General features: G+C 46.2%; 22 protein-coding genes. 10 read left to right on the top strand and 12 right to left on the bottom strand.

Annotation, left to right across the window (positions count from 1 at the left end; all coding sequences use genetic code 11):
• Positions 1-29 precede the first annotated feature (29 nt).
• The 6 genes from ACYVGO_RS24300 to ACYVGO_RS24275 all read left to right on the top strand — a co-directional run bounded on the left by ACYVGO_RS24300 (position 30) and on the right by ACYVGO_RS24275 (position 6399).
• A complete protein-coding gene (locus tag ACYVGO_RS24300; RefSeq protein WP_460971492.1) occupies positions 30-1904 on the top strand; it encodes a glycoside hydrolase family 13 protein in 1875 nt (624 codons plus the stop codon).
• Positions 1905-1986: 82 nt separating this feature from the next.
• Positions 1987-3585 (top strand): sensor histidine kinase, encoded by a 1599-nt coding sequence (locus tag ACYVGO_RS24295; protein WP_460971491.1) that lies wholly within the window; start codon positions 1987-1989, stop codon positions 3583-3585.
• Between the two features lie 215 nt (positions 3586-3800).
• Entirely contained in the window at positions 3801-4610 is an 810-nt protein-coding gene (locus ACYVGO_RS24290) for a DUF4386 domain-containing protein (RefSeq protein WP_460971490.1), read from the top strand.
• Between the two features lie 48 nt (positions 4611-4658).
• The gene (locus tag ACYVGO_RS24285) at positions 4659-5066 is read left to right on the top strand and encodes a hypothetical protein (protein WP_460971489.1); all 408 of its coding nucleotides are present in this window, start codon (positions 4659-4661) and stop codon (positions 5064-5066) included.
• Positions 5067-5161: 95 nt separating this feature from the next.
• Positions 5162-5818: a beta-phosphoglucomutase gene (pgmB, locus tag ACYVGO_RS24280; RefSeq protein ID WP_142773770.1), complete on the top strand. Its 657-nt coding sequence runs from the start codon at positions 5162-5164 to the stop codon at positions 5816-5818.
• Between the two features lie 92 nt (positions 5819-5910).
• The gene (locus tag ACYVGO_RS24275) at positions 5911-6399 is read left to right on the top strand and encodes an OmpA family protein (RefSeq protein WP_460971488.1); all 489 of its coding nucleotides are present in this window, start codon (positions 5911-5913) and stop codon (positions 6397-6399) included.
• A gap of 27 nt (positions 6400-6426) precedes the next feature.
• On the opposite strand, the gene ACYVGO_RS24270 is transcribed toward ACYVGO_RS24275, so the two are convergent.
• The 4 genes from ACYVGO_RS24270 to ACYVGO_RS24255 form a co-directional block, all read right to left on the bottom strand.
• A complete protein-coding gene (locus ACYVGO_RS24270; protein WP_460971487.1) occupies positions 6427-7203 on the bottom strand; it encodes a DUF2490 domain-containing protein in 777 nt (258 codons plus the stop codon).
• An 80-nt stretch (positions 7204-7283) separates the two neighbouring features.
• Positions 7284-9818 (bottom strand): DUF5686 and carboxypeptidase-like regulatory domain-containing protein, encoded by a 2535-nt coding sequence (locus tag ACYVGO_RS24265; protein WP_460971486.1) that lies wholly within the window; start codon positions 9816-9818, stop codon positions 7284-7286.
• A gap of 298 nt (positions 9819-10116) precedes the next feature.
• The gene (locus ACYVGO_RS24260; RefSeq protein ID WP_142773774.1) at positions 10117-10833 is read right to left on the bottom strand and encodes a DUF4405 domain-containing protein; all 717 of its coding nucleotides are present in this window, start codon (positions 10831-10833) and stop codon (positions 10117-10119) included.
• A gap of 189 nt (positions 10834-11022) precedes the next feature.
• On the bottom strand, positions 11023-13842 hold the full coding sequence (locus tag ACYVGO_RS24255; RefSeq protein ID WP_460971485.1) for a TonB-dependent receptor: 2820 nt from the start codon (positions 13840-13842) through the stop codon (positions 11023-11025).
• A 404-nt stretch (positions 13843-14246) separates the two neighbouring features.
• On the opposite strand from ACYVGO_RS24255, the gene ACYVGO_RS24250 reads away from it, so the two are divergent.
• Together ACYVGO_RS24250 and ACYVGO_RS24245 are read left to right on the top strand one after the other, a co-directional pair.
• Positions 14247-15710: an ArnT family glycosyltransferase gene (locus tag ACYVGO_RS24250; protein WP_460971484.1), complete on the top strand. Its 1464-nt coding sequence runs from the start codon at positions 14247-14249 to the stop codon at positions 15708-15710.
• A 28-nt stretch (positions 15711-15738) separates the two neighbouring features.
• The gene (locus ACYVGO_RS24245) at positions 15739-16422 is read left to right on the top strand and encodes a glycosyltransferase family 2 protein (protein ID WP_142773777.1); all 684 of its coding nucleotides are present in this window, start codon (positions 15739-15741) and stop codon (positions 16420-16422) included.
• 122 nt (positions 16423-16544) lie between these two features.
• On the opposite strand, the gene ACYVGO_RS24240 is transcribed toward ACYVGO_RS24245, so the two are convergent.
• Positions 16545-17468, bottom strand: a complete 924-nt coding sequence (locus ACYVGO_RS24240; protein WP_460971483.1) for an RluA family pseudouridine synthase — start codon at positions 17466-17468, stop codon at positions 16545-16547.
• A gap of 190 nt (positions 17469-17658) precedes the next feature.
• Between ACYVGO_RS24240 and ACYVGO_RS24235 the strand changes: the two genes are divergently transcribed.
• A complete protein-coding gene (locus tag ACYVGO_RS24235; RefSeq protein WP_460971482.1) occupies positions 17659-18090 on the top strand; it encodes a hypothetical protein in 432 nt (143 codons plus the stop codon).
• A gap of 167 nt (positions 18091-18257) precedes the next feature.
• Positions 18258-18434: a hypothetical protein gene (locus ACYVGO_RS24230; protein ID WP_460971481.1), complete on the top strand. Its 177-nt coding sequence runs from the start codon at positions 18258-18260 to the stop codon at positions 18432-18434.
• A 215-nt stretch (positions 18435-18649) separates the two neighbouring features.
• Here ACYVGO_RS24230 and ACYVGO_RS24225 read toward each other — a convergent pair whose 3' ends face one another.
• From ACYVGO_RS24225 to ACYVGO_RS24195, 7 genes are all read right to left on the bottom strand, one after another.
• Positions 18650-18994, bottom strand: a complete 345-nt coding sequence (locus ACYVGO_RS24225; RefSeq protein WP_142773780.1) for a carboxymuconolactone decarboxylase family protein — start codon at positions 18992-18994, stop codon at positions 18650-18652.
• A gap of 224 nt (positions 18995-19218) precedes the next feature.
• The gene (locus tag ACYVGO_RS24220; RefSeq protein WP_460971480.1) at positions 19219-19449 is read right to left on the bottom strand and encodes a hypothetical protein; all 231 of its coding nucleotides are present in this window, start codon (positions 19447-19449) and stop codon (positions 19219-19221) included.
• A 111-nt stretch (positions 19450-19560) separates the two neighbouring features.
• The gene (locus ACYVGO_RS24215; RefSeq protein ID WP_460971479.1) at positions 19561-20892 is read right to left on the bottom strand and encodes a tetratricopeptide repeat protein; all 1332 of its coding nucleotides are present in this window, start codon (positions 20890-20892) and stop codon (positions 19561-19563) included.
• Positions 20893-21447: 555 nt separating this feature from the next.
• The gene (locus tag ACYVGO_RS24210; RefSeq protein WP_460971515.1) at positions 21448-21684 is read right to left on the bottom strand and encodes a PIN domain-containing protein; all 237 of its coding nucleotides are present in this window, start codon (positions 21682-21684) and stop codon (positions 21448-21450) included.
• Between the two features lie 17 nt (positions 21685-21701).
• Entirely contained in the window at positions 21702-21908 is a 207-nt protein-coding gene (locus ACYVGO_RS24205; RefSeq protein ID WP_460971478.1) for a hypothetical protein, read from the bottom strand.
• 496 nt (positions 21909-22404) lie between these two features.
• Entirely contained in the window at positions 22405-23181 is a 777-nt protein-coding gene (locus ACYVGO_RS24200) for a LytR/AlgR family response regulator transcription factor (protein ID WP_460971477.1), read from the bottom strand.
• A gap of 98 nt (positions 23182-23279) precedes the next feature.
• Positions 23280-24416 (bottom strand): sensor histidine kinase, encoded by a 1137-nt coding sequence (locus ACYVGO_RS24195; protein ID WP_460971476.1) that lies wholly within the window; start codon positions 24414-24416, stop codon positions 23280-23282.
• Positions 24417-24433 lie beyond the last annotated feature (17 nt).

Below are 24433 nucleotides of genomic sequence, written 5' to 3'. Positions count from 1 at the left end.
ATTATTCTTAGTTCTATTACTAACTACCTATGAAACGACGAACGTTACTGTACTTAATTGCCTTGCTATGGATTTTCAGTCCAGCTCTGGCGCAAAATGCCCTCATTCAACGCGTTAACCCTACCAACTGGTGGGTTGGCCTGAAAAACCCAAATCTACAGCTATTGGTGTACGGTCCAAATGCCGGAACACTGGCTTACTCGCTCAACTATCCGGGTGTAAAACTGGTCAAAGCGCATACGGTCGAGAACCCGAACTATGCCTTTCTGGACCTCGTCATCGCTCCCACTGCAAAACCAGGTACGCTTAAACTGATCGGTAAGCGGGGCAATCAGACCTTAACCCAACCGTTTGAGCTGAAAGCCCGTGATACCAGTCCCAAAGGACAGGGCGTTACCTCAGCCGATTTTATTTATCTGGCTATGCCCGATCGCTTTGCCAATGGAGATCAAAGCAACGATAAATTTGCGGATATGGCAGACCCCAATGCCGACCGTGCCAATCCCTTTTACCGGCACGGGGGTGATCTGGCCGGGGCGTCTCAACGTATCAACTACCTGAAAGACCTGGGTGTCACGGCCATCTGGTTTACACCCGTACTCGAAAATAACCAACCCCTCACGAATGAAGGAGGAGTGATGCGCTCGGCTTATCACGGTTATGGCTTCACCGATCACTACGCCATAGACCGCCGATTTGGGGGTAATGACGCCTATAAAGCCTTTGTAAAACAGGCGCATGCCGCAGGGATGAAGGTAGTACAAGATGCTGTGTATAACCACTGCGGCATTAATCACTGGTTTATTAAAGATATGCCCAGCAAAGACTGGCTCCACCAGTGGCCAACCTACACAAATACATCGTACAAGTATCAGCCTATTACCGATCCCCACGGTGCCCAGAGTGACCGTAAAGTAACGCTCGATGGCTGGTTCGTACCGTTTCTACCTGACCTCAACCAGAGCAATCCCTTTGTGGCTAACTTCCTGATTCAACATGCTATTTGGTCGGTCGAGAACTTTGGCGTCGATGCCTGGCGAATTGATACCTATATGTATAACGACCAGCCATTTATGAACCGCTGTAATCAGGCCCTCCTGACAGAATATCCGAAGATCCATATTTTCGGCGAATCCTGGGTGAATAACGTGGTTGATCAGGCGTATTATACCCGAAACAAAATCGACTTTCCATTTAAGTCAAATCAGCCCGGTGGGCTGGATTTTGTAGTCTATGCCGCTATGACTGATGCCCTGAAGCAAAAATTTAGCTGGGATGATGGCGTGAATCGTTTTTATCAGGCGCTGGCACAGGATGCCGTTTATCAGGACCCATCAAAACTAGTAACCTTCCTGGATAATCACGACACAGATCGGTACCTGTCCGTGATTGGTGACAATTTCGACAACTATAAAATTGGGCTGACCTGGCTGCTGACGACACGCGGAATCCCATCGATGTATTACGGCACCGAGATTCTAATGAAAAATTTCAAGGACCCATCCGATGCCGAAGTACGTCGCGACTTTCCCGGTGGCTTTCCGGGCGACAAGGACAATAAATTCGAGACCGCTGGTCGCACGGACCGCGAAAATGAAGCGTTTCGGTTTGTTCGTGCGTTAGCGACCTACCGGCGCGACAATCCGGTGATGCACACGGGTAAACTCATGCAGTTTCTTCCTCAGGAGGGCACCTACGTCTATTTCCGATACGATGGCACCAAAACCGTTATGGTAGCGACCAACACCAATGAAAAGGAAATTTCCCTCGACACGGCCCGCTTTGCGGAACGGCTGAACGGATTTACGTCTGCTCGAAACATTCTGACGAACCAAACGCTTACCGATTTGAAACTACTGACGTTACCTGCCAAAACAGCCCTTGTGCTGGAATTAGGAAAATAAACGGATGAAGGGTGCGGCTTATATCCAGTCCAACGTTTAAACCTTGGACTGGGTCAGCACTCCAGTACCTTACACGTATTGTATGAATCAGTCGAGCGCATCCAGCCCGTTTAATGAAGAACCGATTCAATCACCAGAAGCCATCCGTCTGGCACTTGCAGCGTATGATGCGTCGCTGAACAGCATTATTTCGATGGTAGCCATTCGAGATGCTGACGGAACAGTTGTTGACTTTCTGATGCAAACGGCTAATCAGGCGGTGGAACGGAGCTTGTTTGTGTCGCCCGATAAACTAATCGGGAAGCGCATGCTGGACATATTCCCCGGAAATATTGAATCTGGCCTGTTCGATCTCTATAAACGTGTCCTGGAAACAGGAGTGGCCGAGCAAATTACCCTGTATTACAAAGAGGTTGATGGATTAGCAGCCTGGTTTGATATATCGGCCGTTCGCTCAGCACCGGAGCATGTGGTTGTAACCTTCATGAATATCACGGCCAGTAAGCAAGCCGAACTAGACGTGAAGCGGCAGGCTGAACTGCTACAAACGGTGCTTGATCACACACAAACGGCAATTTCTCAACACGAAGCGATACGCGATCCTACTGGAACGATCATTGATTTTAAAACGGTTCTCGCCAATCAACAGGCGCTCCGCATGTGGGGCGAATTAGCAGAACCGATCCTGACAAAAACTTTTTTCGAGGTAGCCTCGGATGATCAGCAGCGAGATGATTTCCCCAAATATGTGCGCGTTGTGGAAACAGGTGAGTCAGACTTAAGTGAATTCAACATTGGAAACCAGTGGCTGCTCCGGCTGACAGCTAAATCAGGCGATGGCGTTGTTATCTCGAATATCGACATTTCAGAGAACCGACGGTATCGGCAACAGATCGAAGCTACCAATGCCGAGTTAAAGCGCTCCAACGAAAACCTGCAATCCTTTGCCTACATTGCCAGCCATGACTTACAGGAACCCCTTCGTAAAATCATTGCATTTGGCGATATGCTGAGTGAACGCTATGCGCCCATTCTTGGCACAGAAGGCAACGAAATGCTGGGTCGTATGCAATCGGCGGCCGAGCGAATGTCGGTGCTGATCAGAGATTTGCTTGACTATTCCAAGATATCATCGCAACGTGATGCATTCAGGTCCTTTTCGCTAACTAAGCTGATTGAGGATATTATTGAAGACCTGTGGCATCCTATTCAACAGACAAACGCCCGCATTGACATTGGCATGGGTAACCCACTACCCGACCTGATCGGCGACCGGGCTCAGTTGCGGCAGTTATTCCAGAATCTACTATCCAATGCCCTGAAGTTCCACCAAACCGATTCGGCAGGAAATCCCCACCCCCCATTAATACAAGTAGCGGTCCGGAGACTTTCGATCAAAAACCTTACTGACACGATTAACCAGGAGTTGCAACCGGGCCGACGTTCAGCGAATCAGACCTATTGGGCCATTACTATTGCGGATAATGGTATTGGCTTCGACCAAAAATATGCCGACCAGATTTTTCAGGTATTTCAGCGACTGCACAGTCGCAAACACTTTGGTGGAACAGGAATTGGTCTGGCCGTTGTCAAAAAAGTGATTGAGCAACACGATGGAACGATTCGGGTTGATAGTGAACCCGGCAAAGGGACAACCTTTACGGTTTATTTACCCGCCTAAGTCGATTATCATTCTAATCACCAAAGGCTGTTGCCTCATGGCAGTGATTGGCGCTTGTCCATAAGCGCTATCACGTTTTACCAGCTTCCCCTCTCCTAGTTTAGACCTCACCTTGTTTGGGTTTTACGTTCTCGCTAACGATTTAGACATTTGTCCAGTAGGCTCGCCCATACGCCCCCCAACTTTGTATCGTCAATCACAACTCAAAAGACGATATGAACTTGACTGCACTGACATCAGCCACTCATTTCATTAGTCGGGTAATTCATTCATTTATAATCGCGAGTTTACTCATGGAAACAACCGTTTTTACCACTGACCGACGCATCGGCAAGCTATTAATTCTTGGTGCCGTTCTCGTCTTCATTCCGTATACTATTCTGACCATCATTTTCGATTATCCCCTAATTCTTCGTCAGGATACCGGCTCACTATTAACACGTTTTCAGGCGGGCGGTCCAACGCTCATTGCTGTGTGGTGGGCGTTTGCGGTTATGGGGTTGCCGCTGTTGGAAGCCTATGTGCTTATTGGCCAGCGACTGGAAAACAAATTGTATTTTGTTCGATGGGCTACGCTGTTGGGCGTTGCTTCAGGATTGGTACAGATTATAGGTCTATTACGGTGGACATTCGTAGTTCCGGTACTAGCCAATAACTATGTTCACTCAACAGATCCTGCCATTCGGGCGGCTAGTATCGTTGCATTCCAGACAATTCACCAATATGGTGGCGTGGTTTTGGGCGAACATCTGGGTCAGTTGCTGACAATAGCCTGGACAGTCCTGATCGCGTCGGCATTTAATCAGCTAAGCCTATTTCCAAAATGGGTAAGTTGGTTTGGCTATGGGACATCAGCAATTTATATACTGGCACAAGGGGATTTAGTTGCAACAGTTATTCCCGGTTTTCCGGTTTGGGACCTAGCGGGTTTAGCAGGCAGTACGCTCTGGTTACTCTGGCTAATTTGTGTGGGCGTTCAGTTCCTTCAGCTTGGCAAACAAGAAGTAAGCCCAGTGCTTGTGTAATACAACGCTTATGTCCGTTTCAGGGTCTTGCCAAAAACGCCTTGATTTATGACTAAATTCTCCTTACTTCTTGCTCTATTCGTAGTCCTCTCCGCTTGTCAAAAAGAGACGGTTACACCCGATGACGGTACACTACCAGGCCGCTTTCGATTGGAAGCCGATCCTCTGCGCTGTTCGCTCCCGACTACCCAACGATTAACTATTCAATCAACAGGAGCTAGTACCTATCGTTTTGAATATGACCGCTTTGGTTTGGGCTCCTATCAGCGAACGGGGATTATAGCGATAAAAAGCAGCGCCACGAAGTACGAGCTAACGCTGGATGGCGTGTCCATTGGCCAGTATGCCTTTGAGGAACTGCGTACCCTCAGCGGCACCCAGAAACGGTGGGTTTTGATGGTTAGTCACGAAGCTGGCAAAGCGGATGGACTAGAGTTCATGGGGGTGAAAGAATAAGGAACTGATTTTGCAATTTTTGGCCTTAGTTTTTTCTGATACCACCAACCGGCGGTTGAATCGACTACTTTTGTCGTTCGTCAACCTGAAACATCATGTCAATAAAAGCGTTTCTGTTCGACCTCGATGGGGTCATTGTCGATACCGCGATTTATCATTATCAAGCCTGGAAACGACTTGCCAACGAATTAGGCTTCGACATTTCGGAAGAATTTAATGAAGGACTTAAAGGCGTCAGCCGTACAGATTCGCTGGATCTGATATTGGCACACGGCGGCCTGACCTTATCGGACGAGAAAAAGGCCGAACTGGCAACTCAGAAAAACCAATGGTACCTCGAACTCGTCAGCCGAATGACGTCCGATGATATTCTGCCGGGAGTGGCTACGTTCTTCTCGCAGGTTCGCAAGGCGGGTCTGAAAACCGCCCTTGGCTCCGTGAGTAAAAATGCACCCATGATTCTGGAGCGAATCGGCATGAGTGACGCCTTTGATGCCATCATTGACGGAACGAAAATAAGCAAAGGCAAGCCAGACCCGGAAGTATTTACCAAAGGAGCAGACGAACTTGGCGTTAATCCAGCGGAATGCGTTGTGTTTGAAGATGCTGTTGCGGGTGTAGAAGCGGGCAAACGGGGCGGTATGTTTGTGGTGGGCCTGGGTTCACCGGATGTGCTTACGCTGGCCGATCTGGTTGCTCCTTCACTCGAAGCCTTAACGGTGGACGAGGTTCTGGAAAAGGCGTCGGTGTAGGCTAACCCGTTTTTCTGTACGTGATTCAAAAGGAGCCTATCCAGCTCCTTTTTCTTTTTCATCTGATTCACGTAAGGCCTAACTTTAAGGCAATGAAGCAGTATAGTCAATCCTATGTCTATGTAAAGTCTCTAGGCTGTATGTTGGCCTTACTCATATACACGCCTATAGACCTGTTGGCACAGAAGCAGCCCTTGAGCACGGCTAGTACTACCCTATCCAACTCAATTTCAGCTGAGCTTTCGTTGAGTATTACCATTCTGTACTTTGATCAAAGTAGTCACGAACTACGGCCTGGAGTTAAAACGGCCCTGGATTCGATAGCCCGGTTATTGGTAAGACAACCCACGTTAATGGCAACGGTAACGGCTTATACCGATAATATAGGTAAGCGAGAGTTGAATATATCGTTATCGAAACACCGGGCGAGAACGGTTGAAAATTATCTTAAGCAGCATGGTGTATTGGCTGATCAGATTACAGCTTCCTGGGAAGGTCCTGACACAAAAGCATCGACGGATACCCCGGAAGCCGTGAAAACAATAAGCCGACGAGTCGTTGTTCAGCTTTTACCTAGATGAAGGCTTGGAAAGTAGGGCAGCTATGTATTATTTGCCGCTAAAGTCCAGATCATAGTTAACGTTCAGCCGGATTCCGCTATCGAAATCAAAAATGGACTTTTGGGTTAGTGGATCTGGCTCAGCGTGCTGTAAAATACGGCTGAAGTAGTTAAGCTCCAGTTTGAAATTATCCCGTATCTGGTATCCAAGTCCTCCCGAAATTCGGTTCTGGTTAAAAACGTTTCGCTCTACGTTCCGGCCAAAACTAATGAACAGTTCATCGAAGGCATTGAGGTAAAACTCGCCGTCGTCAATCGTTGGCCCAGTGAGTGGGAACGTTGCCGATACCTGATAGCGAATCCGGTTCTGATACTCCCAGCTAGCCATTTTACGCGGATTTGTATCGGAAGGTTGCCCAAGCCAACGCTGCTCAAGGCGCAATCGCTGTTCCAATTTTAACCGACCAAGCTGATCGTCAAGTTGAATATCTTCGTAGATACGGTGTTCAGGAACAGGTACGCCCGCATCGGCAGATGGGTAATTGCCATAGGGATACGTGACAAACAGCGTATAGCCACCCGACACCTTTACGCGATCCGTGAGTTTGTAATTCAATCCCAGTCTCGCCAACGACTGCTGCCATGCCCGAATAAGCTCAACCCGACGCCATTGGTATTCAGTATGCAGTTCCCATCGGTTTGCCAGTTTATGATCACCAGTATAGGTGTACCAACCAACCGTATTGTGATCAACGAGCCGGTTCTCCTGGCTAAATCCTCTGGTTATCAATAGGCTAAAAAAGACCAGCCCTATAACTTTCTTCATCCGTAGTGCGGCTCAACCGGTAAAGGGCGTAAGTACCTGAAGGAAGAAGCTTTGTTGGAATAAAATGTTTCGTAATCTTACTAAAACGCCAGCCAACCAGAGAATTTGATGGCAAAGGGGGTAACGGGCACACCGGTACGGCCGATAGTATCGCGGTAGGTTAACCGATGAATGGCATCTACGCGGAGCACCTTAAAGATATTGTCTATACCATAACCCACTTCGATGTAAGGCGTTTGGGTAAGCGAACTGAAACCCTCCACTGCCTGTCCTGCTGCATTGGTTGCGGGAATCATGGCTAAATTAGACGCAGAAACACTACCGACTAATACCTTCGCGGTGATCAATTCGCGCCATTTAAGCCGACGCAACAAAGGCAACCGATTGACTAACAAGCCATTGAAATTATGTTCAAACTGTACCGTAGCCCAGCGGTCGGAAACGAACTCGAAGTAGTTCATTAAGTTAAAAGCATTTCCTACATAGAACGACGACTCGTTACCCAAAGGCATATACAACAGTGGATAGGGAACCGTAGAGGGGATAATACCAACACCAAGTGTATAATAGGTTCTTCCCAAAACACCCATCCGAAAGGAATGCTTCATACCTAAGGCAATCCGGTGATACGTAAAATCACCATCGAGCACATTTCGTAACCCGAGCGTGTAACGCAGGGTAAAAATAGGCTTGCGAATTGCTCCGGTACTCACCCTTACATTGTCATTCTGGAGGATTACTTCATCTGGAGCAAAACGGGTTTCCGAAATCAACTCCGTTGTTTGATAGGTGCTCCGGATGGTTTGATCGTCATCGTGCATCTGGGGCTGGAAAGCAAATGGGAACAGCGGTTCAAAACTACGGTTTCTGAGGGCCAGCGTCTGCGTAAAACCCCGGCCCATTTCGCGCCGGAAGTAAACCAGATTTTCCTCCTGGAAATAGGGTCGCCGGATGGTGCCGAAGCGAGAGTAAGCCGCAAACAGGGAATTATTGCCAATATTATCGGTCGATACGCCAACCCGCTCCAAATCGTAACTGCGCTTCACGCCAATGACCGTCCAGGGTTTTCGACTCAGAATGTATTCGATATTGGCACTGTATTTTAGCTGTTCATCCGTCGTGCCATAGGCTACGTAGCCGCTCAGGAGCCATTTTTTGCTAAAGCCTGTATTGGTTCGTAAACCGAGTCTAAACCGGTGACCCTCTACCGTGTTACTGGCATAGGAATCCAAAATTGGCCCCAGATCAACGTTCCATTTACCCAATGGCTTATACCCAATTACGCCCAGCTTAATGATTTCGCCAGCTACTTTTATAAATGGCACATTGCGTACCGAATCCACAACATGCATGGCCCGTAATTCATCCGGAGAGAGTGAATTGGGTCGTACACTCTGCCAGAAAGCCGTGTCCGTTTCCTTATAATCATCGGCCAGTTCAATGGCTGGGTCGTAGAAATTGAGTTCTTTCGGTCTGTTCTCGATGATATTACTAGAGAAGGTAAAAAACCGAATTAAGGCACCGGGTGCGCGTGGAGCAGGCTCGTCGGTATCAATTGTCACCTGTGTCTGGATCGGAAACCGAAGACCTGATGCCGTTGTTTCCCAATCCTGCTCAATGTGCAGTTCATCCACGAAATTGATATTGGCGCGTTTATCAACCCGAGCATCAATATGAGCCAGCGCTCTATGAAGCGTATCAATTAGAACCGTTCCGGTGAATGCTAAATCAGAAGCCCGTTTCGGGGTAAATTCAATGGCAAAACAAATGGCATTATTGAGGGCAACGGTATCTTTTAACCGGAAGGTATAGACCGTTTCCCACTGGCTACCCAGGGGCGACGGAATGTCTTTCTGAAGAATGTAAAGAGAATTTCGGTAAAAATTGTACTGCTGAAATGATGCGCCCGTTAATTGGGCAATCAGCCCACCATCCGAAACCCCTACCCCCGTCACGTGCGATTTCAGAACGGCTTCTTTGGTTTTCTCGGGACTGGTGCGAGCGTAAAAATTAGAGAATGTTTCTGAAATAAATACGGGCACCGCGGGCTTTCCATTCTCATCAATAATTGCCGGAAGTTTGCCCAATAACCGCCCGATTGGACCAGGACCTTTATTGTTTTTACGTTTCTGGGCGAAATTGTTGATGTACGCTTCAATCTTCGTATAGCTATCGTATTGATAGGCTACGAGTTGTGCGGGGTTATACTGATCTCGCTTACGAACAACTTCACGCATGACCCGATAGGTTGGATCGCCCCCTTTTGCATACACCTTAACTTCCTGGAGTTTCGTGGCTGCAGCTATTAACTGTGCATCAATTGTTTGTGTTGCCTGGGACTGAATTGGGTATGAACCTGTTCGATAGCCTAAACTAAGTACCACTAACGAATCGGACAATTGCCTGACCTGGAGCGAGTAGTGTCCATCAACATCAGATGTTGTACCCGACGTTTTACCTTTCAGAGCTATACTAGCGAACGGAATACCTTCCCCAGTGGATTTATCGGTTACCCGACCACGAATGGTATAGACTTTTTGCTGGGCAGTTGCCAACAAAGACCACCCAGCCAGCAAAAAACTAAACAGAAAAACAGTTCGTAGTAATCGAGTCATTAAAGCAACGTATAAATTCCTGCCATACTAGTAGGTAAGCAAAAAATAGTCAATAGAGTTTACTATATAGGTAAAAATAGAAGCTCTTTTTACAAAAACTGACAAACGGGCTAATGTCTTGTAAAATAGAAAGATATAATAGTATTAAGGCAACCGAGAAGCCTGCCCTCTGATAATCAGTACGTAAGCTAAATCATTTCCGTTGCAGTATGTCTACTAATTTTAAAAAAAATAGGAACGTAGTATGTATACGTTCCTACCTCATTCCGAATGACAAATCCAGAATCCATCTATCGTATTATTGTACAGTTGGATAGGCTCCCTGAGCAGCTACAATTTGCCATTTCCTGTCTTGTTCTTTCAACACATGCATGTAAACAGTTGGCGAGGTTGCAGTGGTATTTGTTGAGGTACCTCGCACAATAATTAAATGATCATCAAGTGCTTCGGCTTTATCAACTTTAGTTTTAACTACTTCAGCCGCCGTCTTTTTAAGCAGATTCTGCTGAACATCCGACCCACTCAGGAGCGTACCCGCCTGCGTTAGTGTTGTTGTTTTGGTCGGCATAACAACCGCTAATGCCGCAGTGTCGCCTTTACTATAGGCGCTGGCAAAGGCTGTTTCAACGGCATTCGCTATCGAATCAACTTTAGCTTGTGGCATCGATTCTGGCCGGGGCTTGTTACCCCGAAACAGGCTTTTACCTGCATTAGCCAGTTTGTCAAAAACGGGGACATCAAACCCAATGCCGGCTGCAAAAACAACCGCTATAATGGCTGGCAAAAAGAACTCTTTCTGGATACTACCGGTCCGACGGTTTTTGGTATAACCTACCAGCGACGCCCAGTTATTAACAATATGAAATACAGCCGCGACAAAGAACAGTATACCAAACCAGGCATGGGTATGGTCAACGATGTGCGACCCCTGGCCGAAATAAATCAACAGACCAGTGGTAGCCAAAACAAGAAAAATTGCTGCAACAAAAAGGCTAACTAAATTTTTAGATTTCATAGGAGAAAAAGAGTGAGTGATTTAGCAAATGTAAAGAGCGGAAACGTCTGGTAAAAAGAAACTCTTACATCAAGCAAACAGGCCCAGCGAACGACAGTACTAATCACCAATTTGATCGTCTAAAAAAAGACGTTGGCTCACTTCTGGGCCAACGTCTTTTAAATACTGCATAAAATAATTCAGCAACAATTATGGACGTCCACGACCACCACCTGGACGGCCTCCACCCGCTGCAGGTGTCGTTGTCTGCTGCTGCGGACCAGCGTTGTCGCCACCATTGTCGCCACTTTTAACATCGTCGTTTTCAACTGATTTACGGCGCTTTTGTGGAGAATCGAAGCTCATTTTACCAAGTTTATAGCTAAACGTTAGGCGAACACCAGCGTTGTAGTAACTCGTTTGGGTTGTCTGAGTCAGGATAGGCGAAGCGAGCTCAGAATGCTGATTGAACGGATGATTAAAGATGTTCTCAGCAGCTAGTCCTAAACTGGCTTTCTTGTTATTAAATTCTTTGCGCATCCCCAGGCTGTAGAAATACATAGCACTCTGTTGACCCTGCAATTGTACCTGATTGCCCCGGCCACCGCCGAAGAGCTGGAATCCCCAACCGTTGCTTAGTGACAGGCTGCTCATAATCCGACCACCAAGAACCCAACCTGAGTTAGAGGCTGTATAAATTGGATTCGCATTGTTATTGGTCAGGTTAACATGGTAGATATCCAGACCACCACCAAGCTGTAGTTTCCCAAACAGGGTTCCGTTACCGAACAGGTTCAGACCATAAGCGTCCTGATGGCCAACGTTCAGGTAGTTGGTACGAATCACTTGCTGTAAAGCACCATTGATTAAAGATTGCTGTACATCGCGAACTGCCGTAATTTCATTGTTTGTTCGGCGAGCAAATACGGTTGCATTCAAATACAACCCTTTAACACTTGCACTGGTACCAAATTCGATGTTGTCCGTTAATTCGGGCGACAGATACGGGTTACCAATGGTAATGTTGGTTGGGTTAGCCGTGTTAACGTTCGGGTTCAGGAATTGAATACCAGGGCGTTGAATCCGACGGTTATAGGCAAGTTTGATAATTTTACCGCCTTTAAGGCTTTTCGAGATGTTAATGCTCGGTACCAGGTTGCCATAGTCAGGAATGGTGTTTGCCGCACCTGCTGATTCATTGCTGAATTTGGCGTTGATGAATGTGTATTCGTAACGCGCTCCTGCTTTAATCGTAAACTTACTTTTCGTTGTCAATGTGTAAGACAAGTAGGTTGCTGCGATGTTCTGATTGTAGTCAAGTCCATTTCCCAGGCGGGTGGTATCAATTACATAAGGGGCATCGCTACCATTGGCAACATAATATTGGTAATCGCTATTGACTTGCCGAAAAATACCCTTACCACCAAACTCAAGAAGCTGATTGGTTTTGATAGGTGTCTGGTAATCGACCTGGAGTGTTGACTCTTGGTTGTAGCTCGGGTTATCATTCTTTTGGCGCGAGGTGATCGTCTGAAAATCAGTACCACCCATGATATCAGCGACAAAGCTATTGGTCCGGTTATTTCGGCTATAGAGTGCCAGAATACTGAACTCCTGCTGAGGTTTATAAATTTTGGTGTATGTCACGTTAGCATCTACCGTACCCGACAGGTCTTTGGTATCTACATTACGATTACTCACAATAGGGAAGTAACTATTTGGGCTGGTTATCGTTGTCAGCAAATTATTCTGGGTGCTCAAGCCATTTCTGGCTCCATACCGGATATTGGCTGTCAGCGAAGTCCGTTTGTCGATATCGTAATCCCAGCCTAACTGGTAGTTACCAAAAATACGCTGATTCAGTGTGTTCGCCGTTTGCACCGTTCGTGTAGTGGCCGAATACGTATTAGAAGCTAGGTCATAGCTCCGGGTTGTCTGATCGTTCAGGAATGAACCTTTGACATTATATTCTGCACGTCCAAAGCCTCCGAGCGAAAAGCCCATTTTACCAGTGCGGTAGTTACCATTTATACCCAGATTGGCTCCCCGGTTGCCTGCGCCCCCGTTAATATCGAGCGTCATACCCTGTAAGGTCGTTTTCTTGGTCACGATATTGATGATACCGGCTGAACCTTCTGCATCATATTTAGCGGATGGTGAGGTAATTACCTCTACCGTCTTAATCATGTCTGCCGGAATCTGCTTTAAGGCATCAGCAACGCTACTAGCAACAATAGTAGAAGGTTTATTATTGATTAACACCCGAACGTTACTACTTCCACGCAGACTAACATTCCCATCCAGATCGACAGAGAGCATGGGGACTTTACGTAGAATATCACCAGCATCTCCTCCTTTTGCGGTAAGGTCCTTATCGGCATTGTAAACCATCCGGTCTACTTTTTCTTCAATCATGGCAGCCTGCCCAACCACATTTACTTCATTAAGCGTTCGAACATCGGCTGCGAGTTTAATTGTACCAAGGTTTACAACACTGCCTTTATCAATGGTAATCAGGTTGCTTCGCTTGTCTTTATAACCGATGAACGAATACAGAAGCCGGTACTTACCAGGAGCTAAACGGCCAATGGTAAATTGCCCTTTTGCATCGGCAGTGGTACCGTCAATGGGTTTGTTGGTAGCTATATTTAACAGGGCGATGGTCGCAAATTCAACGGGTTTGTTGGTTGTTGAGTCCATCAGTACGCCACTTACTTTACCATTACCACGGGCAATTGGATCTGCTTCCGACGGGGTAGCCCCTGCTTGAGGGGGTATACCCGTTGGTCCATTGATCATACTGGGTCTAGAGCCAGCCGGAGCGGTGAACGTATCGGGAGTCGTACTGGCAGGTTTAGTCGTTTCAAAGGGGTCTGGTACTGTTGTGGCAGGAACAGTTAAACTGCTGGGTGGAGTGCTCGGTTGTGTCGTTGCCGTTGTGCTGCCAGGAGGAGCAGTAGATGGCGTAGCCACTTGGGCAAACGAGGTTGTTGCACTAACGATGAGTAAAGAAAGTAACAGCGTTTTCATGTGATTCGTGATTGATGCGCCAAAGGTGCAGTTACCTGGTTGCTTCAGAAAATCAATCTGGCGGAATGCCCGTTTTTAGGTGTTGAATACAAAAATTAGACCTGCGAAGAAAAGCTCTGCTGGTTACCACTAGAACTCCTCACAGTCAAAAACGTTTATAGGACAGGCTACTAAGCCTACCTGCGCCAGAAGGTAAAGGCGCAAATGAAAGGCGCGTCATTTCAATCAACAACAGGAATTACCTAATTTCGGATAGTACTAACCACTCGTTTGACAGCTGATTTATATGTCTAATAACTGAGCAAACGGTCAATAAAAAGGCTTTCCTGAGCGTGGTGACTAGTTCGTAAACCAGTACATTTGTCGATTAATCCGTAACTTGATTTAAGTCGGTAAGGAGTTTTATGACACGATTTCGTTTATTCTTAGTTTTATTCTGCCCTATTTTTTTTCTTTTTGCCTACAATTCTGGCTATGGGTATGATGCCTATGAATACTTAATTCTTGCTCGTACTCTGAACGAAGGCTATAATTTATACGACTTTATTCCCTCCAAATCATACCTCCTCTATTCTTCCACAAACGTTTTGCTGAATCTGCTTGGTGGCTATAACCACGTTAGCGTTTCAGCGCTGATAACCTTATTGGCTACAGGTGTACTAGTCTCCTCCTGGCGGGCAGCCCGACTGTTTGGCGAACGAGCGGCTTTCCTGACCGTTGCCCTGACAGCCACCTGCTGTTTTTTCATGGAAATGAATTTCCTGGAGCCTGAAAGCTGGATTGCCATTTTTGGTTTGAATGCGTTTACACTAGCAGTTGGGAATAATGGCAAACCGAACTGGCGTTGGTTTGGCGCGGGCATTTTGCTGGGAATAGCCATGTGTTTCAAAAGCGTAGCCGCTTTCTATGTGGTAGGATTTGGCGCGTTCATCCTGCTTTTATGGCTGACGGGCCGATTAACCTTCTGGCCTATGGTTGGCCGTGGCATGCTGGTACTGGCAGGATTTGTAGCCCCATTGCTCTTGTCGATGTTCTATTTCTACACGACGAATCGGTTAGATGCTCACCTGGAGTGGACCTATATTTATCCCTTCGGCGGCTATCCGTCTCATACATTGTTTCTGACTAAGTTTTTAATCAAACTGAGTTGGTTGTTACTCCTGCTCTTGGTGTCGTTTTTTGTTGTGTTTCAACAGCCTTATCGAACCATCTATCAGCAGACACCGGCTTTATGGCTGGCGTTATTAGTAGCGAGCTTTTCCTGCGTCACTATGTTAAAAACACAGGCTAGCCATTACTTTTTTCAGGCTGCCGTTTTTTTTGTGATCCACCTTGGCTTCCTTGCCGATCAATGGCTGGCTCAATATGAGGCTCGTCATCAGAAGGTTTCTTACCGGATGGCGCTTTGGGGTGCAGGTGTAGTTGCTCTGCTTCTACTCGTCAGTATATTGTTGTATCGACCTGCTACTGTCCAGCGTTTTTTTACGATCAAGAACTATCAGGACGAAGAGCAAGCTGGTGCTTTTATTCGGGAGCAAGTTGGCCAAACGGGCCATGTTCTGTTTTTTGACAATGCATTGGCTTTATATTATCTATCTGATCGTGAGCCGAATGTGCCGTTTATTTTTACGGAAATGCAGACAACGCACTACATAAAATCACATCCCGATACATACGGCCGGGCGTTAGCGGATACTAGTCTTAAGCTTGTTATTTTCGGAAATCGGTCCAGCCTGATCGACGACAGTACCGCGCTTCAAGAACCCGCCAACGCATATGCCATCCAACAATTGCGTGCGGGCCTGGAAAAACACTTTGTTAAAGTTCAAAACCCCCACTTCCCATTGCCCTACTGGCGGAGAAAGTAAACCCGTCGTTTTCGCTTATATTTGCTTTATGCTGCTATCTGTTCTGATTCCTGCTTACAATGAGATTAACAATATTGATACCCTCATCGAGAAAGTTCAAGCTGTTCCGTTAACGAAAGAAATAATCATTGTTGACGATGGGTCAACGGATGGCACCCGCGAGCGATTGGCCACCTATAAATCCACGCCAAATATTCAGGTTATTTTACACGAGCACAATCAGGGGAAAGGAGCCGCCATTCGCACAGCCATTCAGCACATGAAGGGCGATATCGCCATTGTTCAGGATGCCGATTTAGAGTATGAACCACAGGATTATCTGGAGTTAGTCAAGCCTATTGTTGAAGGCAAGGAGAAAGTTGTGTACGGATCGCGCTTCCTGAGACCCGAAAATCGCCATTCGTATTATAGTTTCTACGTAGGTGGGCAGGTCGTTACCTTATTGACCAATATTCTTTTCAATCAACGGCTTACCGATGAGCCAACCTGCTATAAAGTATTTGATGCCCATTTTCTGCGGTCTATTCCCCTTGACTGTACCCGCTTTGAGTTTTGCCCCGAAGTAACGGCTAAAGTAGCTAAGCGGGGTATCCGGATTAAAGAACTCCCCATAAGTTATTATCCCCGATCCATTGCCGAAGGCAAAAAGATTTCCTGGATGGATGGCATAGAAGCAATTTGGGTATTGCTCAAATATCGTATTGTGAAGTAATGAATAAGGGTTAAAACACAGAGAAACGAAGGCTAGAACAGAGAAAACAAAGGACAAAATACGTGGAGATGCACCATTCGTTTTCTAAAATTAACGTTCTATTCTCTGTGGTTAAACCCTTTTTATTCCTCATTCCTTTCCTTCAATGCACTCAGAAATATTTTCGGCACGGGCGCATCGAATCGCATGGATTCTCCCGTGATTGGGTGTTCAAATGCAAGCACTTCGGCATGCAGACCTAGTCGCCCGATTGGGTTCGTTGTCGCTCCATACTTGGCGTCGCCAACAACTGGATGGCCAATGTCCTGCATGTGCACCCGAATCTGGTTCTTGCGGCCCGTTTCCAGCTCAAGCTCTACCAAGGCGAAACCATTATTCGCTTTAATCACGTTGTAATTTGTGATCGACAGTTGTCCGTTATCCGGGTTTTGGCTCGAATACACAATCAGGGCCTTGCTTTCGCGTAGAAAAGAGGTTATCGTTCCTGTTGGCGGTTCCGGTATCCCTTCAACCAGCGCGACATACGTCCGCTCCTTGGTGGTAGCATTCCAGGACTCCTGCATCAGGCGCTGAACCTTCTCACTCTTGGCGAACATCATTACACCCGATGTCTCACGGTCGAGTCGGTGAATGATAAATATTTTGTTAGTGGGATTCTCTTTCTTAAGGTAGTCGCTCAGAATACCATACGCTGTCCGATCCCGCTCTTTATTGGTAGCCATAGAAAGCAGACCAGCCTGCTTGTTAATGACAATAATACTTGGGTCTTCGTAGAGAATGGTCAGTCCCCGATATTGAGTTGTTTGGGGTGCCCGGTTGGCGGCAACCGTTACAACCTGCCCCTCCCGAAGCGGGTGATTAAACTGTGTATATACTTTACCGTCAATCAGAATCTGCTTGTTACTTAGTAGCGACTTGATATTATTCCGGTTTTTGTGGGGAAGTTGTTCAATCAAAAACGCCATCAGTTGGGCGGGCTCCGATACAGTGAATTTACTATCGGTACGTTGACCGCGTTGTCGGCGAGGCTTTTCGGTATTATCCATCTGACAAAGGTACGGCTTATGGGTCGAACTACTTTACTTCCCCAGCCACTTAACTTGTTGGGCCGTAAACTGTCCGTTGGGGCCTGCACCTTAACTAGTACATTTTCAGTATTCTTAACACGCTTGGAGTAAGATTTTGCGCTGGTGTGCAACCAATTCATCTCTCGTTGCATCTTCACGAAAAAAGACCATGAAGACTCTTTCAAACTTATCCCGGCTCATTTTTCTGGCTATTTTATTTTTGTCAGCTACAGGTCCAGATTTATGCGCTCAGAGTGGAATTAATGGCGGGAAGCCACTTATTACCTTTAATACCACAGGCCCTATCTCCATTAAAACGCAGTCTCCACCTTCTTTCCCAGGTGGGGAAGATAAATTAAATGCATTTGTCCTTACTCAGCTAGAAGAAGCCGAAAGCTCCATTAAAATAGGTCGGAAGACTTGGCTAACGGCTACCCTTGATGGAACGGGTAAAGTCATTGAGCTAATCCCAACCTATGACGCTGATCCAACGTTGAAAAAAGAAGTGGCACGGGTGGGCGCTTCAATGCCCCGGTGGACTCCAGGAACGATTAATGATCAAGGCGTAGAGACAAAATTTCAATTTCTACTTCGGCGCTGAATAATACGTTACAACCTGCAAGAGGTAAGTTCACGATGTTGACTTTCTGCTTGTAATCCCTAGCCAAAATCTGAGCTAGACAACACGTTGGAATTTTATCACTTATCCCACTAGAAATACATTAACTTGTTTTAATTTATTCAAATGGGTATTAAAAATCTATAGGTATGTCTGACAATAATGAACTAGAAGAAACAAGACGGGCAGAACAGAAAGATCTTGAACAGCAGCAGCAAGACCTTTTCCGTGAACTCTCACGAGAGCAAACCGAAGCAGAGAAAGCGCTTGACAGAGAGCAGGAACAGCCAACAAAAGGAAAGCCGCAAGATGAGAGTGACGATTAACAAGTACACGAAAGATAATGGCGATATGTTGTATCGCCATTATCTTTCGTCAAGCCCTGTATGGGGCCGCTTGCATCCGGCAGCGGCAGGTAAAGGTTCAGTAAGAGTATAGTTCCAGGGAAAGGGTTATTTTTTATAAAACACTGCCAAACAGCCACATAGCTCATTTCAGTCCGTATCTAAGCAGGCGTTTGATACATTAGAAATCGATTTGCTTATTTGCTGGCCGGGCTAGCTTCCTCAAAAAGACGCATCGCCAGCAGGCCAGTTCCCACCGCTCCGCCCGCCCGGAGCGCGGCTGCGATAAAGACCGTTTCGGCAATCTCTTCTCTCGTAGCACCCGCCTGTACGGCATTGTTGATGTGGGATTCAATACAATAGGCACACTGGGTCGTTAAGGCTACAGCCACCGACATTAACTCCCGATACTTAATGGGAATGACCCCATCGGTTCGTTCGGCGGTATGTTTAAGGTTCATGAAGGCAGCTGCCTCTTTGGGAGCCGCATTCAGTAAGGTGTTCGTATACGCACGATCTTTGGGTGTTTGATATTCGGTCATGAGGGTTGATAAAAACGGTTGAACAATAAGTAGCAAAAGAGATAAGAGCCCAAATCCAGCTAGGTGGAGCAGATAAATTTTGCAGTATTTAAGTTGTCGAATGACTGTCCGCCAAACTGAGTATGAAGAATATTATTCTGTCAAATGGCTACTGTATCTGCCGAATAACGAACCGTGTAACAGTCAGCTAATGATTTTGTACTAGTTGAGACACGCAGATCGAATCAACGAACGGTATCCCTACGACTTATTTCTGCTTGGATGCTCTTCAGGTTTTTTGAATATCTGGAGCCCATCAGAGTAGCAAAAATCAGTAAACCAATAGTCAGGAAAAATCCACCTTTATGTGTCGCCGACCAAACAGCAATACCAACTATAAGACCGATAAACACAGCAAATGGAATTTTTTGTGATTGCATTTTCTTCTCTTCTGACACTAATTCGTCATGTGTCATTTTAGAGTAGTTTTTACTTGAAAACATACTAATGATTACGGTAAGAAAAATCTAAAACTTTGGGTGCGTTTCTCGCACTCCAATTTGGCCTGTCGCCCGACAATCTACCTATCAAAGGTGAACTGCCTGCTGAAAATCCGGCCGCTTTCGTAATCGCTGCCAGCGAGTATCTGTCTGATACGCCTTCGCTGATACCGCTTCTGATTTTTGCGGGGATTTTAACGCCTTTACCAGACTTACAACGGCCAATGAATCTTTGCCCTGTATGCTGTATAATTCAGCCAGTGAGTCCCAATAGTCGCCAACATGGCCCGCCTGAGAAACGGCTTTGTGCAGGGCTTCTTCTGCTTTCTTATACTTCTTCTGACTCATGTAAGCATACGCCAGGGCGTTGTTCAGGGGTGCATTCAGCGTCTGTTCCATATGGGTTCGCTCTACGAGGCCGGAAAAAGATTTTAAATCATTTTCCCGGGCATAGAACCCAAGTAAATACTGATTGGCTGTCTGAGCCAGATTGTCAGTCTGGTCGGATAGGCCCGGCTCGCTGACTTTACGCATATTCTCGACGAATAACCGTTTGTAGGTTCGGGTGGTCGCGGAATCGGCTTTGGCGTTGTAAATCCGGGTCATATAGATTTCGGCCTGGATGTAATATGTTAATTTATCATTCGGAAACTTCTTTGCCGCACTATCCGACCAGGCCATTGCTTCCTCATAATCCAGGCTATTTAAGGCAACGGCAGCCGAGGTCATGTAGAAATAATAATCGTCCATCAACCCTCGGCGTTTTTTCAGATAACTGTATACCTTATTCACCATGTCGGTATCTTTCTTTACCATATAATAGTAAATCAAGGCTTTTGGCGATCGCACCTTCATAATTTCCATAGCAGCTTTATGAATTAGGTATTGGGCTGGTTCATTTCGTTTGATGGACAATTGCTGTGTAATCTCGTTTGTAACCTGGATCGCTACAGTTTGGGTAGAGTCACTGAGCGTGACGTAGCCACCGATGCTTTTATCTTTCTTGCCTAAGAGGGCCAGAATAGATTTGGTGACAGCTCTGAGATTAAACCCCTCAACGGTAAGCTCATTTAACAATTCGGTGTTGTCCTCATTACTGCCACTCATTGAGTTACCACTGGCATACACACCATTCATAATGGTGTCAATCTCATCCAGAATGGCTTGTTTAACAACCTCTCCGCTGTACCCCTGCTCTATCCAGGCGGGAGGCACTTTAAAATCCTGTACGTAGAAAATATTTCTCCTGTACTCTCTTTTGAGGTAAACGCTAAACGCGATAAAGAGGGTAATCCACAACAATTTTACACCAACACCAAACCACTTTTCGAATAATTCGAACCAGGCTAACTGCTGAAGGCGCTTTAAAAAGGCCCCAACTCGCCCGGAGGGCAATTTAATAGTCGTATTTCTCTCCACGGCTTAAATCAGAAAATAATCTTGTGATGAGAAGAATGCTTATAGGCTCAAGTAAACATGAGAGAGCAAGTTGTCGAAAATGACTAACAAAACCTTATTATCTCAAGTGATCTATCTGTAACTTTTATCCAAACCGGCTTTATTGAAGGGCTCTCAATGAACTGATTTTAGTAGAATTTCAAAGGAGTTCTTATTACCATGCACCTTTTGAATGTAAGGCCCAAAGCTGCCTAACCAGGAGGTTCAAACTGTCCCCTAAACGCTGACATGCAAGCACTGGCTATTGGTTGCACCCAACATCCACAAGGGATGATGGTGGGCACAGGAGCCTTTACACATATGGAAGGTTGGGCTGTCGAATCTTGACTTCGGGACGAGCGTCCTGTCTCCGGAGAGCTGATTTACGCAGATTCAGGGCCGTATTGATGTTTGTACTTAGGACGGTAAAAAGTGATGCCCTCCACAAAATCGAAATCTTTTTTGTTAAAGGTGAACAATTCAACCGGATAGGTTAACGCGGTTGCTGCGATAATCATGTCGGCTATGCCCGGTCGTTTAATGCTCCCAAGTCAGATTGAGTAGTCGACGCGAGATTTCAGCGTCCAAACCAATCACGTTAAACTTGTTGATAGTTTCGACCGTTTTACGTTTTTCGCTACGTTTCATACCCACATACATTTCCGCTTCTGAAATTACACTCAGAAACAGACGGTCAAAACCAAGCTCATCCAATTCCTGAACCATCAAGGGAACTCCTCGGAAATAGTCAAATAATACGTTAGAATCGCACAGGATTATCTTCTTTTTGGCTATGCTTTCGCCCGGATTGATGCCATAGTACGTTCATCACTAGCCCAAATACCACCGAAAGCGGCAGGAGTCTCGCCAGATTTAGCGTTACTCTTGCGCAGAAGTGGAATCATAACTTCGGGTTCTGGCTCAGTTTGAATGCCGTTTTCAATCAACAGCTTTAGAGCTTTGGCGTAGTCCTTATCGTTGACAGTCAGTGTTTTCATTCTATTGTAGCGTATAACACAATATTACAACAACCTTGGCATTAATTTAGCCCTCTATTGTAGCTTTTACCCAAGCTTAAATGCTGGGGCGGTTGGCCTGTCGACCGCAACCCACCTACGCTTGCCAAAGTTGACTAACTCAGGCTTTATGCTTGTCAACCGCAACCCGGCCAACGAGCCTAAAGCTCACATGTTGAGCCGTGAACCCTGTCGCCGATAACCCGCCTTTGACTCCCATCATGTTTGGTTCACCCAACATGCTATTATACGCAACATAGCGGAACTATAACTGGCAGGTTATCAGCCATTTTTAGTTTTGCATTATCGTTCACGCAATGAGTGATTTTCTCTAAGTGGCAAGAGCCAACAAGGTCTCTAGTTGGCCTGTCGGCAGTTAGCTCCAGAAGGTATTTTGCAGGAAATTGCTCACCTCAACTATTGTAAATATAAAATACGGGTTAAGATTTACAGTATTTGAGCGGGTCAAAAAATTCATCTACTTCCCCAGCCATTCTTTGAACTCGGTCATACGGTCGCCACTAACGAAGACTTCCTGGCGTGATTTGGGTTGCAAATCCAGCTTAAGTTTACCGGCCGAGAAGGTGTGAATGGTTTGGATGGCGGGCAGTGATATCAAAAACTGGCGGCTGATTCGGAAAAATTGACGGGGATTTAATAGTTGGGTTAGCTTATCTAAACTGTAATCAACAGGTAAGGTCAACCCGTCTTTGGTTACCAAAAAAACGACCTTTTCTTCCAGATAAAAGTAAGCGACATCAGTGGTTTCGATGCTACGAATTTTTGTGCCGACTGTAATCATAAATCGGTCTTTATAATCCGTCTGCTTCGATTTGCCAATCAGGTTAAGCAGGGTTTCAATGTCGTGCGATGAGGATGTATTCTGCCCGAACTGCTTCTTAAGCGCTTTGAATTTTTTGATAGCCGCCACTAACTCATCGTAATTGATAGGTTTCAGCAGATAGTCGATACTATTGACCTTAAACGCCTGAATCATGTACTCGTCATAGGCTGTAGTAAAGATTACTGGCGTAGTAACCTGCGTTTGCTCGAAAATGCGGAAGCCCAGATCATCTTCCAGGTGAATGTCCATAAAGATCAGATCAACAGGCTGGTCTGATTCACTAAACCACGTCACCGCTTCGGCTACTGATGGAATCCGGGCCAGTACTGTAATGGTCGGATCATATTTATGAAGTAAACTTTCGAGCCGTTTGGCCGTCAGGTTTTCGTCTTCGATAATGACTACGTTCATATTCTTAGTAAACTAAGTAAAGTGGGTGGAGTAAGTTAATTCGTGAAGTAAACCGGGTTATATAGCTGATCTTACTACACTTAGTTCACTCAGTCTACTCACGACACTAATAATGGAATCTTCACGACAAAAAGGCCATCGCTTTCGCCAACCCATACAGGCTGATCGGTAAGGAGCGCATACCGTGTAATGATATTTTCCAATCCCACGCCAGTTGAGTTCTCTGACTTAGGGCGAGTTTGCAGATTGTTCTCAACAACCAGACAGTCGGCATCGAGTTTAATATGAACCTTCAGGGGTTCTTTTGCCGACATTCGGTTGTGTTTCACCGCATTTTCCACCAAAAGTTGTAAGGTTAGTGGTGCAATACTGTACCGGGTCTGGTCGGCCTCAGGCACATTAATTAGTACGTCGAACTTATTTTCGAAGCGAATATTCAATAAAAAGCGATACGCCTGAATAAACTCAAGTTCGGTTTTAAGCAAGACTCGCTCATTATCTTTCTGCTCCAGAATATAGCGGTACGCCCTCGATAGCTGGTCGATGAATTTTTCGGATAAGTCAGCATCAGCATGAACCAGTGACGACAATATACTCAGGCTATTAAACAGAAAATGCGGGTTTACCTGGCTTTTGAGGGCCGCAAACTGGGCCTGCACGTTCTCTTTTTCCAATCGTTCAGCGCGTACCTGTACATCCTCCAGCCTTCGGTTGGCCCGTCGGTTGGCAGCCAGATAAAAGGCCGATATCATGGACATCACTGTCAGACCGTTGTTGACCCGTCTGCGCTGTTCGCGACTTCTACGCCGATCTTCGGCTGAGCGGGGTGGTCCCTGAGGCCGTGGTTGCCGGGTTTCCTGTTCCTGATAAAATCCTAATCGTTGGGCCAGCACATCGTCTAAACCATGCCATAGCATGGTAAATCCCATGTTAAACACGAGCGCTAGTGCACTGGCAATCAATAAGGTAGCAATTTGAGCAGGAATCTTGAATTCAATAAAAAAACCATCTCCGAATCGGCTAACGAACCGCTGTTGCAGCCATTCCGTTACGATAATCCAGACGTATAAAAACAGGATTATCAGGATAATTTCGAAGACCCAGAACGGGACGTTACGCCCTGAAAACAGCCATTCAAAGGTCGCACCGTTGACGTACAATCGGATGGGCCAGTAAATAACGAACACGCTCAGGGCGAGTTGCCATTTTTGCGAAGTCGTTAGGTTATAGGACATAGCACGGTACATTAGGT

The organism is Spirosoma migulaei (genome assembly GCF_054776855.1).
The sequence above is the reverse complement of the archived record's forward strand: the minus strand, read 5'-3'. Positions and strand labels throughout refer to the sequence as shown.

Coding starts and splice junctions, on each gene's coding strand:
- ACYVGO_RS24300 (WP_460971492.1), top strand. CDS start 30: ATGAAACGACGAACGTTACTGTACTTAATTGCCTTGCTATGGATTTTC.
- ACYVGO_RS24295 (WP_460971491.1), top strand. CDS start 1,987: ATGAATCAGTCGAGCGCATCCAGCCCGTTTAATGAAGAACCGATTCAA.
- ACYVGO_RS24290 (WP_460971490.1), top strand. CDS start 3,801: ATGAACTTGACTGCACTGACATCAGCCACTCATTTCATTAGTCGGGTA.
- ACYVGO_RS24285 (WP_460971489.1), top strand. CDS start 4,659: ATGACTAAATTCTCCTTACTTCTTGCTCTATTCGTAGTCCTCTCCGCT.
- pgmB (WP_142773770.1), top strand. CDS start 5,162: ATGTCAATAAAAGCGTTTCTGTTCGACCTCGATGGGGTCATTGTCGAT.
- ACYVGO_RS24275 (WP_460971488.1), top strand. CDS start 5,911: ATGAAGCAGTATAGTCAATCCTATGTCTATGTAAAGTCTCTAGGCTGT.
- ACYVGO_RS24270 (WP_460971487.1), bottom strand. CDS start 7,203: ATGAAGAAAGTTATAGGGCTGGTCTTTTTTAGCCTATTGATAACCAGA.
- ACYVGO_RS24265 (WP_460971486.1), bottom strand. CDS start 9,818: ATGACTCGATTACTACGAACTGTTTTTCTGTTTAGTTTTTTGCTGGCT.
- ACYVGO_RS24260 (WP_142773774.1), bottom strand. CDS start 10,833: ATGAAATCTAAAAATTTAGTTAGCCTTTTTGTTGCAGCAATTTTTCTT.
- ACYVGO_RS24255 (WP_460971485.1), bottom strand. CDS start 13,842: ATGAAAACGCTGTTACTTTCTTTACTCATCGTTAGTGCAACAACCTCG.
- ACYVGO_RS24250 (WP_460971484.1), top strand. CDS start 14,247: ATGACACGATTTCGTTTATTCTTAGTTTTATTCTGCCCTATTTTTTTT.
- ACYVGO_RS24245 (WP_142773777.1), top strand. CDS start 15,739: ATGCTGCTATCTGTTCTGATTCCTGCTTACAATGAGATTAACAATATT.
- ACYVGO_RS24240 (WP_460971483.1), bottom strand. CDS start 17,468: ATGGATAATACCGAAAAGCCTCGCCGACAACGCGGTCAACGTACCGAT.
- ACYVGO_RS24235 (WP_460971482.1), top strand. CDS start 17,659: ATGAAGACTCTTTCAAACTTATCCCGGCTCATTTTTCTGGCTATTTTA.
- ACYVGO_RS24230 (WP_460971481.1), top strand. CDS start 18,258: ATGTCTGACAATAATGAACTAGAAGAAACAAGACGGGCAGAACAGAAA.
- ACYVGO_RS24225 (WP_142773780.1), bottom strand. CDS start 18,994: ATGACCGAATATCAAACACCCAAAGATCGTGCGTATACGAACACCTTA.
- ACYVGO_RS24220 (WP_460971480.1), bottom strand. CDS start 19,449: ATGACACATGACGAATTAGTGTCAGAAGAGAAGAAAATGCAATCACAA.
- ACYVGO_RS24205 (WP_460971478.1), bottom strand. CDS start 21,908: ATGAAAACACTGACTGTCAACGATAAGGACTACGCCAAAGCTCTAAAG.
- ACYVGO_RS24200 (WP_460971477.1), bottom strand. CDS start 23,181: ATGAACGTAGTCATTATCGAAGACGAAAACCTGACGGCCAAACGGCTC.
- ACYVGO_RS24195 (WP_460971476.1), bottom strand. CDS start 24,416: ATGTCCTATAACCTAACGACTTCGCAAAAATGGCAACTCGCCCTGAGC.